This window comes from uncultured Oceanisphaera sp. (genome assembly GCF_947495715.1).
Classification (GTDB): domain Bacteria; phylum Pseudomonadota; class Gammaproteobacteria; order Enterobacterales; family Aeromonadaceae; genus Oceanimonas; species Oceanimonas sediminis.
In genome coordinates this window covers 46279-57524 of the sequence record NZ_CANLZU010000023.1, presented here as the reverse complement: position 1 = coordinate 57524, position 11246 = coordinate 46279, and the positions used below count along the sequence as shown (strand labels likewise).

Below are 11246 nucleotides of genomic sequence, written 5' to 3'. Positions count from 1 at the left end.
CTTGCCGAGGCCTATGATGAAATGAGCAAAAATTATGCGTATTAAGTGCCAAAAATTGTGGGGATCCCTCAGGGCTGAGGCGGCCGAAGCCGTGCTCGTGTACACCGGGTAAACTCTGGGCGAACAGGCCGAAGGGCAACAGGGGCAGGGCGAGGGCAAAGGGTTTGAGGGACATAACGGGCTCCGATAATTTTTGTTATGTTATAACGTTTTTGATTGAAGCTGTAAAGAGACCCGGTTCCGTTCGAATAAAATCGATAAAAGCCTGCTCGGCCCGGGACAGGCGGCGGTCACAGGGCCAGGCCAGGCACAGGTCGAGAAAGTAGGGCTCGGCAAACGACACCGCAAACAGGTCGGCGTCGTCTTCGATCACCATGCGTAAAAAGGTGGTGATGGCAAAGCCTCGGCGCACCACTGCTTTTAACAGCGGGATCAGGTTGCTCTCGAAACCGATATGGGGACTGATGCCGGTCTGTTTCGCCATCTCGTCGATATATTCCCGGTGAAAGAAACCGTGACGAAACACCGCCAGCTCTTGCCCCAGAAAGTCGTCGATGGCGATGGATGCCTGATGGCGGGCCGGATGCTCGCCATTGACCACCGCCACCATTTCTTCTCGCAGCAGCGGCAGGCCGGTCAGGGTGGACGGCAGGGAAGAGGTCAGCACTATGCCCAGCCCAAGCTGCCCCTGGCATAACCGGGCCAGCAGATCCTGGGTACCGGCCTCAATGACCCGAATGGACAGACCCGGATACCGGTGTTTGAACGCCATCAGCAGTGGCGGAAAGTAAAAGGAGCCCAGCATGCTCGGAATGCCGATACTGACTTCGCCGCTGTTGAGATCGTGCAGTGCCGCCATGTCCTGCTCGGCCAGAGTGAGGGCATTGATAATCCCTTCGGCATGCTGATAAAGCCGCTCACCCTCTGCGGTCAGTTGCAGTCGGCCCTGGCGACGGTCGAACAGGGCGATGCCGAGCTGTTGCTCCAGCTTCTTGATGGTCATGGTGACGGCGGGCTGGGCCAGATGCAGCTGCTCGGCAGCGCGGGTGATGTTACCTGCTCGCGCGACGGCAACGAACTGGCGTAGCCATTTGGTTTCAAGCATAAGGTTTTGTTATTTTTTTTATAAATTTTATATATTTCATTTATACGCAGGTGAGGAATAAGGTCAAGGCTGTCATTCGGGAGTAAGCCATGATCGATTTGAAAACCCGGCTCTGGTGGCGCGCCACCCTGACACTGGGCCTGGGCTCCATGCTGGTGTTTATCAATCTGTATCTGACCCAGCCCTTGTTGCCGCTGCTGGCCCGGGACTTTGATGTGTCGGCGCTGTCGGCCAGCTGGGCCTTGTCGATTTCTACCCTGGGGCTGGCTGTTGGTCTGCTGTTCTGGGCGCGGATTGCCGACCGGCTGGGTCGTAAACCGGTCATGCTGGGCTGTTTGCTGGTCGCCATTGTGTTGAGTCTGCTGATGGCGCTGGTACCGAACTTCGGCTGGTTACTGGCGGCGCGGGGCGTGCAGGGCTTTTTTCTGGCGGGACTACCGGCCACTGCGGTGGCCTACATGGGAGAGGAGTTGACCCCCAGGGCGCTGGTCACCAGCATCGGCATTTATATTGCCGCCAATTCCATGGGCGGCATCGCCGGGCGGGTATTCGGTGGTCTGCTGGCCCAATGGGGTGAACAGGGGGGCGAGCTGTGGATCGGAGGCTGGCAGACCAGTTTTCTGGTGCTGGGCGCGATTAGCCTGTTGTTGTGGCTGCCGTTGCTGAAATGGTTGCCGCCGTCACGCTACTTTGTGCCGGCCGGCAAGGGGCAGGGAGTCCGGCCCTTGCTTGAGCATATTCGCAACCCCCTGCTGTGGCCCGTGTATCTGGTGGGCGGGCTCAACTTCATGGTGTTTTTGAATCAATACACCTATGTAGCCTTCTATTTATCGGAGCCGCCCATCAAGATGGCGCCGGCGGCGCTGGGCCTGCTGTTCTTGACCTATCTCACCGGCACCTTCGCCTCCGGCATCAGCGGCTGGCTGATCAGTCGCTTCGGTCTGTGTCGAACCCTGCTGGGCGCCATCGGTATCATGGCCGTTGGCAACCTCGGCCTGCTCAGCGATCGTTTGCCGTTGATCCTGCTGGCGCTGTTGGTGGACAGCTTCGCCTTCTTTCTGGCCCATGCCTGTGCCAGCAGTTGGGTAGGGCGCAGCGTGCAGCACCACAGGGCCCTGGCGTCGTCCCTGTATCTGGTGTTTTATTATCTGGGGGCCAGTCTGGGCGGGGTTTATCTGTATCCGTTCTGGGCGTGGGCCGGATTGCCGGGGGTAGCGGCGGGCATGATGCTGGTACTGATGGTGACGGCGGGCCTCAGCCTGCGGTTGCTGCGCCAAGAATCAGCCGTAAGTTGTCAGCCATAAGCCTGTCTCTTAGTCACAAATCGTTGAGAATGATCGCCACGCGAAGCAGTAGCGCGGTTGCACTCCGTCGACACGCTTCAAGCCCATCCATGGGACGCTCGGCAAATGTCATCCATGACATTTGACGGTCGACTCCGGCAATCCCCGCGACTGCTTCGTGAAGCTCCGGTGCAGTCTGTTGAATACTGACAGCCAGCCCGGTGCTCAACACCGAGGGGGTTTCAGTGGTGCTCACCGACGACTCTGAGCCCGAAAAGAGGCGGCTGGGATAGACTCAGCCGACCATCACATGACAGGACGTCATGTGCTGAGCGTCGCAGGGATGCGGTTTAGCGTGTCGGAAGAGGCTACCCAGTTGCCTCTGAGCATATCTTATGGACTGACAGACTTGTGACTAAGAGACAGGCTTACCGCTGTCTTTTGACCAGTAATCATCGGGTACCGGTATTACTTCGTTGCGGGCGATTTCAAACGCTATGGTGTCGGCCAGGCTGCGTTGGTGAAACTTGACTTGATAAGGGGGCAGCGCCAGGGTCAGCTCGGGCGAGGAGCCCGCTAGTCCCTTGGTATTGAAGGGGGTGTTCGGGTAATCGATGAGTAACTGCTGCAGCTTGCTTACCACTATTTCACCGTGTTCCAGGCCGTGCAGATGCTGTTTACCGGCCTTGGGCGCGGCCAGTTCGAGGCAGGGGACGGGCCCGAAGGGGCTGGCGAGTGGTTGATGCAGCCGATAAGTAATGATGGGCCGGTTGCCGATCATCCCTTCGACCAGGCAGTCTCCAAACCGGGCCAGTGCATTGCGCAGCCGCAGGTATTCTTGCGGCGTTGCCGCCCGATAACAGACGTGATCCATGTGGCCCAAGGTCGGCGGCAGGCCATAACCGAGCAGGCCCTGCTCCAGTTGCGCCATAAAACCGCGCACATCGCCCAGTAAATCCAGCATTGACGGTATAGGGGTTACCATTTTCGTTTGGGCTCGAACAGCTGATCGAGTTCGGACTTTTCCTGCTCTTCTACGCGAGCCTTTTGCTCTTGCTCTACCTTGATCTGGCTGTTATTCAGCTCGTTCAATCGTAATTGCAGATTTTCTTCGATGTTTTTCAGCTGCTCATCCTTGTCGGGCACCTGCTCCAGTACGCTCAGGCCCTTGGTCAGCATCTGATGAGCCATCGGGTTGTTTTTATTATTCAGCGCAAGATGCGCCCGCTTGGTCAGATTGGCCAGATTGATTTTCAGCTGTATCAGTTCCAGGCGACGATCTTCGATGACAAACGTCTGGTTTCCCAGCTTGCCGTTGTTGTGTTCTATACGTAACAGGGCACGGAGTCGTTTCACGATCTTCAGCATATGGATGGCCTGCCGATCCGACTCGGGTGGCTGCAGGCTGGCCTGCTCCATCTGATAATGTTCTTTTACCTGCTGCAGCTGTTGCTCGATATTGGTAGTGCGGGATTTTACCTGGGTACTGGCGGGGTCTTGTTGCCGCATGATGTGCAGGCTGGACAGAATACGGTTGTATAGCATCATCACCAGCGCCTTGCTGTATGGCAACTGGCCGGCGTGCAACAGCAATTCATCGGTCTCGTTGATGATGTTTTTGTGCTTGAGTAACAGGGTGCGTCTTTCTGCTTCCTGTTTTTGACGGTACTGCTGAAGAATATTGTAAACAATAACCAGAAACAACAAGGCGCCTATGGCTATGAGGATCAGTGTCAGCGTCATCTGTCGGCGGCTCGTGGATAGGTAAAGGTGAAGTGAAATGTTACCCCAGTCATCGGACTTTGGCTAACCCCCATACGGTTAACGACATAAAACCGCTGATTGTTTAATCTGTTAGCATATAACCTTTGGTTATTAATGATTACCAAAGAGGATATTTTTGCAGGGTCTGATAATATTTAGCTATGTCACCTTACTATCGAGCCACCATGAAACTGCAGCAGTTACGCTATATCGTTGAAGTTGCCAACCATAATCTGAATGTGTCTGCCACCGCCGAGAGCCTGTATACCTCGCAACCCGGCATCAGTAAGCAAGTGCGGATGCTGGAAGATGAGCTGGGCATTCAGGTGTTCGAGCGTAGTGGTAAGCATCTGACTCAAGTGACGCCTGCTGGTAAGGATATTATCCGTATTTCCAGCGAAATTCTGGGCAAGGTCGAGAGCATCAAGGCGGTGGCGAGTCAACATACCCACCCGGATCAGGGCTCGCTCAATATTTCAACGACCCATACCCAGGCCCGTTATGCGTTGCCGGAGGTGATCAAGGGCTTTATCAACCGCTATCCCAAGGTGTCGTTGCACATGCATCAGGGCACACCGGTACAAATCAGCGAGTCGGTAGCCAAAGGCTCGTCCGACTTTGCCATTGCCACCGAGGCGATGCATTTGTATCAGGATCTGATCATGCTGCCCTGTTATCACTGGAATCGCTGTATTCTGGTGCCCAAAGACCATCCGTTGGCCACCATCGACAAGCCGGACATTGCCGAGATTGCCCATTATTCGCTGGTGACCTACGTATTCGGCTTTACCGGCCGTTCCGAGCTGGATACTGCCTTTAACAAGGCCGGCTTTGAACCCAGGGTGGTGTTTACCGCCACCGACGCCGACGTGATCAAGACCTATGTACGGCTGGGCATCGGCATCGGTGTGCTCGCCAGCATGGCGGTGGATCCCGAACAGGATACGGATCTGGTGGCCATCGATGCCAGCCACCTGTTTGCGGCCAGCACCACCAAGATAGGGTTTCGCAAAGGCACCTTTCTGCGCAGCTACATGTATGACTTTATGGAACGGTTTGCGCCCCACCTGACCCGCGAGCGGGTAGACAAAGCCACGGCCCTGAAATCACCGGATGAAATAGACAAACTGTTTGAAGATGTGGAGTTGCCCGTACGCTGATTGGTGTGAGGTGTGAGGTGTGAGGTGTGAGGTGTGAGGCGTGAGGCGTGAGGCGTGAGGAGGGAACTGTCCGTCTCCGCGCCTGATAATTTTTCTCGTCTGCCGGTTTGCACCTATGGGAGCCGTTTTTCGTAGGGTCGAATTTATTCGACCAAGGGTGTTGCACGCGGGCCTGCCGGTCCAATAAATTGGACCCTACGCGATGGGCCGTTCTAAAAAATAAGCCCCACTGAAGTGGGGCCTACATTGGAACTAGCGTGCGGCTTAGAGCCTGTGGAGTTATTCCCCCAGGCCCTTGCCGGCGTCGGCCTTGGCAATCAGCTCTATCTTGTAACCGTCCGGATCTTCCACAAAGGCGATAACGGTACTGCCGCCCTTTACCGGGCCCGGCTCGCGGGTCACCTTGCCGCCGGCGGCCCGGATCTGTTCGCACATGCCGTAGATGTCATCGGCCTCAATGGCGATATGGCCATAGGCGTTGCCCAGATCATACTGCTCGGTGCCCCAGTTGTAGGTCAGCTCCAGTACCGCTTCGTTTTCTTCTTTGCCGTAACCGACAAAGGCCAGGGTGTACTGGTATTCGGTGTTTTCGCTGGTACGCAGCAGTTTCATGCCCATGACATCGGTATAAAAGGCGATGGACTTGTCCAGGTTACCTACGCGTAGCATGGTGTGAAGAATACGCATGATTAACACTCCCAGAGTGGTGTGGATGTAGAGGTCGGATATTTCCCGTCAGGTATCGGGATACTGTTTATCTTTGAATTCACACAGGTCTTCGATCACGCAAGAGCCGCAGCGGGGCTTGCGGGCGATGCAGGTGTAGCGGCCGTGCAGAATAAACCAGTGGTGCACGTCCTGCTTGAATTCCGCCGGTACCCATTTCAGCAGCTTGTGCTCCACTTGGTCCACGTTCTTGCCCGGAGCAAAGCCGGTACGGTTCGAGAGCCGAAAAATATGGGTGTCTACCGCTATGGTGGGCCAGCCGAAGGCGGTGTTGAGCACCACGTTGGCGGTTTTACGCCCCACGCCGGGCAGGGCTTCCAGCGCCTCCCGGTTTTCCGGTACTTCGCCGCCGTGCAACTGTTGCAGTATGGCGCAGGTCTTGATGACGTTGACCGCCTTGGTGTTGAACAGGCCTATGGTCTTGATGTGCTCCTTCACGCCGTCTACGCCTAGCGCCAGCATGGCCGCCGGGGTGGGACCGGCGGCAAACAAGCCGACTGTGGCCTTGTTCACGCTCACATCCGTAGCCTGGGCCGAGAGCAGCACCGCGATCAGCAATTCAAACGGATTGCGAAAGTTGAGCTCGGTGGTGGGGTGCGGGTTTTCGGCCCGCAGCCGCTCCAGGATCTGGCGACGTTTTTCCATGTTCATAGCGAGGTCACTCTTGCGCGGGTGACTTCGGCCTTGGGTGCCGGCGCCTGGCGGGCAGCCAGCCGACCGTCCAGCCAGTTTTTGGCGGCAATCATCAGGCCCAGACCGATAAAGGCACCGGGGGGCAGTATCGCCAGCAGAAAGCCGTTATCCAGGTGCAGCACATCAATGCGCAGGCTGGTTGCCCAGTCGCCCAGCAGCAATTCGGCGCCGTCGAACAGGGTGCCCTGGCCCAGCAGTTCGCGCAGGCCGCCCAGTACCAGCAGCACGGCGGTAAAGCCTGTGCCCATCATCAGACCGTCGAGCGCCGCCAGTCCGGCGGTATTCTTGGAGGCAAACGCCTCGGCCCGGCCGATGATCACGCAGTTGGTCACGATCAGCGGAATAAAGATGCCCAGCGACTGGTAAAGGCCGTAGGTATAGGCATTCATCAGCAGCTGCACGCAGGTGACCAGACTGGCGATGATCATCACGTAGATGGGAATACGCACTTCGTTAGGTACCCACTGGCGCACCAGAGAAACGGTAAGGTTGGAGCCAATCAACACCAGCATGGTGGCAATACCCAACCCCATGGCGTTGGTCAGGGTGCTGGTCACGGCCAGCACCGGACAGAGGCCGAGAATTTGCACCAGGGCCGGGTTGTTGCGCCACAGCCCCTGGCGAATAATCTCTTTGTGTTGTTCGTTCATAGGGATTCTCCACACGCTGGCGCCTGGGTCAGTAAGCGGGGTTGCTGGTTTACCAGCAGCAGTACCTTGTGTACCGCCTTGACCACGGCCCTGGGGGTAATGGTGGCGCCGGTAAAGGCATCAAACTGGCCGCCATCGCTGCGTACCGCCCAGCGGGGGTCTTCCTCACCCTGCAGCGACTGGCCGTTGAAGTCCAGCACCCAGTCGGATTTTTTCAGCTCGATTTTGTCACCCAGCCCCGGGGTTTCATTGTGGTTGAGTACCCGCACGCCGTTGAGAGTGCCATCGGCCTTGATGCCCACCACCAGCTTGATTTCGCCGCTGTAGCCGTCGGGCGCAATGGCCTCGATGGCATAACTCTGTGGCTCGCCGTTCTTCACGGCGGTGAACACCGGCAGGGCCTCGTGCGTGCCCAGAAACGGCTCGCTGCTCAGCATCACGCAGTGGTCGAACAGGGGTTCGTCGTGGCTTTCGGGCGGCAGCAGTTCATCCAGCACCCGCAGCAGCTGGGCCTGCTCCTGCTCGATAATGGTGCTCTGCGTCAGGCTGTGGGTCAGGGCCACCACGGCGGTACAGCCGAGGGCAAAGGTCGCCAGTGTCAGCCCGTTTTTGCGCATCATCTCCAGCATCAGCGGGCCGCTCCATAGGTGGTGGGTTTGGTCAGCGCATCAATCATGGGTACCGTCATGTTGGCCAGCAAGACCGCAAAGGCCACCGCGTCCGGATAGCCGCCGAAGGTGCGAATCAGGTAAATCAGCAAACCGATAAGCGCGCCGTAAATCAGGCGACCGCGAAAGGTGGTGGCGGCCGACACCGGATCGGTGGCAATAAAGAAGGCGCCGAGCATGGTGGCACCCGACAACAGGTGCATCATGGAGCTGGCGGTGCCGTCCGGCGCCATCAGAAAGCCCAGCAGGCTGAATAGCAGCAAGCTGCCGATAATGGCCACCGGAATGGGCCAGCTGATGAGCTTGAGCCGCAGCAGCAGCAGACCACCGGCCAGATAGGCCAGGTTGACCCACTGCCAGCCGATGCCGGCCAGGCCGCCGAACACCGGGTTGGCCAGAATTTCGCTGCCGGTGTGGCCCTGGGTAAAGCCGGTTTTAAGGGTGTCTAGCGGGGTGGCCATGGTGGTGCCATCGGCCAGCTCACGCAGCTGGTGCGGGCTGAAACCGTCGAGGGTAAAGCCGGTGAAAATGGCCGACACGGTGTCGGCAAGGGTCGGCGGGTACAGTTGCAGCTCCAGCGGCGGCAGCCAGCTGGTCATGTGCAGCGGAAACGACACCAGCAGCAGTACGTAGGCCACCATTGCCGGGTTGAACAGGTTCTGACCGATGCCGCCATACAGCTGTTTGGCCACGATAATGGCAAAGCCGGTACCGATCACCACCAGCCACCAGGGCGCCAGTGGTGGCAGGGCGATGCCGATCAGCACGGCGGTCAGCAGTGCCGAATTGTCCCTGAGTTGCTGCAGGCGCCGGCCGCGCAGGGTCAGCACCAGCGCCTCGGCACCGTAGGCGGTGGCAACCGCCAGCATAATTTGTACCAGGCTGCCCCAGCCGAAAAACCACCACTGGGCGGCAATGCCCGGTATCAGGCAGTAACAAACCCGCCGCATCAGGGTGGCGGTGTCGAGCGGAGCGCGATCATGGGGGGAACTGCTGATGGTAAACGCCATTAGGACTCGTCTTCTCGATCGGATGAAATGGATGCCGCTGATTTCTCGGCCTGGGCGGCCTTGCGTGCCTTGGCCCGGGCGACCGCCGCCTTGATGGCGGCTTTCTTGTCGTCGGCTGCGGATTCGGCCGGTGCCGGAGTCTCGGCTTTCGCCGGCTCCGCCTCGGTGCCGGATGCCGGTTTAGCCGCGGCAGCGGCCTGCTCGGCCTTGCGTGCCTTGGCCCGGGCTACCGCCGCCTTGATGGCGGCTTTCTTGTCGTCGGCTGCGGATTCGGCCGGGGCCGGAGTCTCGGTTTTCGCCGGCTCCGCCTCGGTGCCGGATGCCTGTTTAGCCGCGGCAGCGGCCTGTTCGGCCTTGCGAGCCTTGGCCCGGGCGACTGCCGCCTTGATGGCGGCTTGCTTGTCGTCTGCTGTGGTGTTTTCAGCCGGCGCTTCCGACTTGGGAGTGGCCCCCGTTTCCTGTGCGGCCTTGCGCGCTTTGGCACGAGCGACGGCGGCGGCCACGGCCGATTTTTTATCGGTGTCGGTGCTGTCAGCGGTGCCGTCGGCGGCATTTTTCCCACCGGCCTGCGCCTGTTTCAGCTCGCGGTTGCGGCGGGCTTCTTCCTTGCGGGCGGCGCGGGCGGCAGCCATGTCGTCGGGCGCCTGCTCCTGTTGGCGGGCCTTGACCCGGGCCAGGGCGGCGGCGACCGGATCTTCGCCCCCGGCGGCGGCCTGCTCGGCCATGCGCGCCTTGCGCTCGGCGGCGGCCTTGGCCTGACGAGCCTGACGTTCTTCCTTCTCGCGCGCCAGTCGCTGCAGGCGAGCCTCAAAGCGTTGTTTGGCCCGTTCGGCCAGCTCGGCTTCGCGCTGGGCCTGGCGAATCTCGGCCTTGGCCACCCGGTAATACTGCACCAGGGGGATGCTGCTGGGGCACACATAGGCACAGGCGCCGCACTCGATGCAGTCGAACAGATGATGGCTGTTCAGCTTGTCGTGATCCTGACTGCGGGCATACCAGTACAGCTGTTGCGGCAGCAGGCTGGCGGGGCAGGCATCGGCGCAGTTGCTGCAGCGAATGCAGGCCATTTCTTCCGCCGGCGGCGCCAGCTCGGCCTGTTTCGGCGCCAGTATGCAGTTGCTGCCCTTGATAATGGGCGCGGCGGCGCTGTGCAGGGTAAAGCCCATCATGGGGCCGCCCATGATGATGCGCTGCTCCGGCTCGGGCGTCAGGCCATAGCGCTGCAACAGATAACGAATCGGGGTACCGATATGCACCCAGGCATTGCCGGGCTCGGCAAATGCCTCTCCGGCCAGGGTGACCACTCGCCGCGTCAGTGGCTCGTCGTCGATAACGGCCTGTTTGACCGCATAAGCCGTGCCCACGTTCTGCACTACGATGCCGATGTCGGCAGGCAGGCCGTTGCGGGGCACCTGCAGGCCGGTAAGAATTTCAATCAGCTGTTTCTCACCGCCGGACGGATACTTGGTGGGTACCGCCACGATGAGCAGGTTTTGGTCCCGGTTGGCGGCGCGCAGCGCGGCCAGCGCCTCGGGCTTGTTGTCTTCCACCGCCAGTATGGTGAGCTGCGGCTGCACTATGTGGCGCAGTATCTCCACGCCCAGCAGTATTTCGGCCGGGTGTTCGAGCATCAGCCGGTCGTCGGCACTGATATAGGGCTCGCACTCCACGCCGTTGATGATCAGGGTGTCTATTTTTTTCTTGCGCGGCGTCAGTTTGACGTGGGCCGGAAAACCGGCGCCGCCGAGACCCGTGACGCCCGACTGATGAATACGCTCCAGCAGCACGTCGGCGCCGAGTAAACGGAAGTCGGCCACCGGATAGCGGGGGCGCCACTGATCTTCGCCGTCGGGCTTGAGCACGATGCACAGGCCGTCGAGCCCCGAGGGATGGCAGAGGGGTCTGTCTTCGATGGCAGCAATGATGCCCGAGGTGGGCGCATGCACCGGTATCATCATGGGGTTGAGCGGCTCGGTCAGGGGCTGGCCCCTGAGCACCCGCTCGCCGGCTTTTACCCTGATCTTGGCCGGCTGGCCTATGTGCTGGCGTACCTGCAGCACCAGCTCTTCCGGCAGGCCGGCATGGCTGATGGGTGTGAGGTTGGCCGGCGCCTTGCGCTCGGGCGGATGAATACCGCCATGAAAGCCGTGCAGTTTGCCTGCATTGAGATCCTGTAACAGCGACATC

At 59.5% G+C, this 11246-nt stretch carries 11 protein-coding genes; 2 read left to right on the top strand and 9 right to left on the bottom strand.

Going from position 1 to position 11246, the window contains the following annotated elements:
• Positions 1–196: 196 nt before the first annotated feature.
• Positions 197–1105 (bottom strand): LysR family transcriptional regulator, encoded by a 909-nt coding sequence (locus Q0753_RS14375; RefSeq protein ID WP_298722553.1) that lies wholly within the window; start codon positions 1103–1105, stop codon positions 197–199.
• 89 nt (positions 1106–1194) lie between these two features.
• Between Q0753_RS14375 and Q0753_RS14370 the strand changes: the two genes are divergently transcribed.
• Complete coding sequence (locus Q0753_RS14370; RefSeq protein ID WP_298722550.1) at positions 1195–2409, top strand: MFS transporter; 1215 nt, start codon at positions 1195–1197, stop codon at positions 2407–2409.
• 394 nt (positions 2410–2803) lie between these two features.
• Here Q0753_RS14370 and Q0753_RS14365 read toward each other — a convergent pair whose 3' ends face one another.
• On the bottom strand, positions 2804–3352 hold the full coding sequence (locus tag Q0753_RS14365) for a VOC family protein (protein WP_298722547.1): 549 nt from the start codon (positions 3350–3352) through the stop codon (positions 2804–2806).
• 14 nt (positions 3353–3366) lie between these two features.
• Positions 3367–4131, bottom strand: a complete 765-nt coding sequence (locus tag Q0753_RS14360; RefSeq protein WP_298722543.1) for a DNA repair ATPase — start codon at positions 4129–4131, stop codon at positions 3367–3369.
• A gap of 206 nt (positions 4132–4337) precedes the next feature.
• On the opposite strand from Q0753_RS14360, the gene cysB reads away from it, so the two are divergent.
• Positions 4338–5312, top strand: a complete 975-nt coding sequence (gene cysB, locus Q0753_RS14355; RefSeq protein WP_298722540.1) for an HTH-type transcriptional regulator CysB — start codon at positions 4338–4340, stop codon at positions 5310–5312.
• 279 nt (positions 5313–5591) lie between these two features.
• On the opposite strand, the gene gloA is transcribed toward cysB, so the two are convergent.
• The 6 genes from gloA to rsxC are packed head-to-tail and all read right to left on the bottom strand — an operon-like array spanning position 5592 to position 11245.
• A complete protein-coding gene (gene gloA / locus Q0753_RS14350) occupies positions 5592–5999 on the bottom strand; it encodes a lactoylglutathione lyase (protein WP_298722537.1) in 408 nt (135 codons plus the stop codon).
• Between the two features lie 48 nt (positions 6000–6047).
• Positions 6048–6689, bottom strand: a complete 642-nt coding sequence (gene nth / locus Q0753_RS14345; RefSeq protein ID WP_298722532.1) for an endonuclease III — start codon at positions 6687–6689, stop codon at positions 6048–6050.
• The gene (locus tag Q0753_RS14340; RefSeq protein ID WP_298722527.1) at positions 6686–7381 is read right to left on the bottom strand and encodes an electron transport complex subunit E; all 696 of its coding nucleotides are present in this window, start codon (positions 7379–7381) and stop codon (positions 6686–6688) included. The genes nth and Q0753_RS14340 overlap by 4 nt, the downstream gene beginning before the upstream one ends.
• The gene (gene rsxG / locus Q0753_RS14335) at positions 7378–8010 is read right to left on the bottom strand and encodes an electron transport complex subunit RsxG (protein WP_298722524.1); all 633 of its coding nucleotides are present in this window, start codon (positions 8008–8010) and stop codon (positions 7378–7380) included. Before rsxG ends, Q0753_RS14340 begins: the two co-directional genes overlap by 4 nt.
• The gene (rsxD, locus tag Q0753_RS14330) at positions 8010–9059 is read right to left on the bottom strand and encodes an electron transport complex subunit RsxD (protein ID WP_298722521.1); all 1050 of its coding nucleotides are present in this window, start codon (positions 9057–9059) and stop codon (positions 8010–8012) included. Before rsxD ends, rsxG begins: the two co-directional genes overlap by 1 nt.
• Positions 9059–11245, bottom strand: a complete 2187-nt coding sequence (gene rsxC / locus Q0753_RS14325; protein WP_298722518.1) for an electron transport complex subunit RsxC — start codon at positions 11243–11245, stop codon at positions 9059–9061. The genes rsxD and rsxC overlap by 1 nt, the downstream gene beginning before the upstream one ends.
• Position 11246 lies beyond the last annotated feature (1 nt).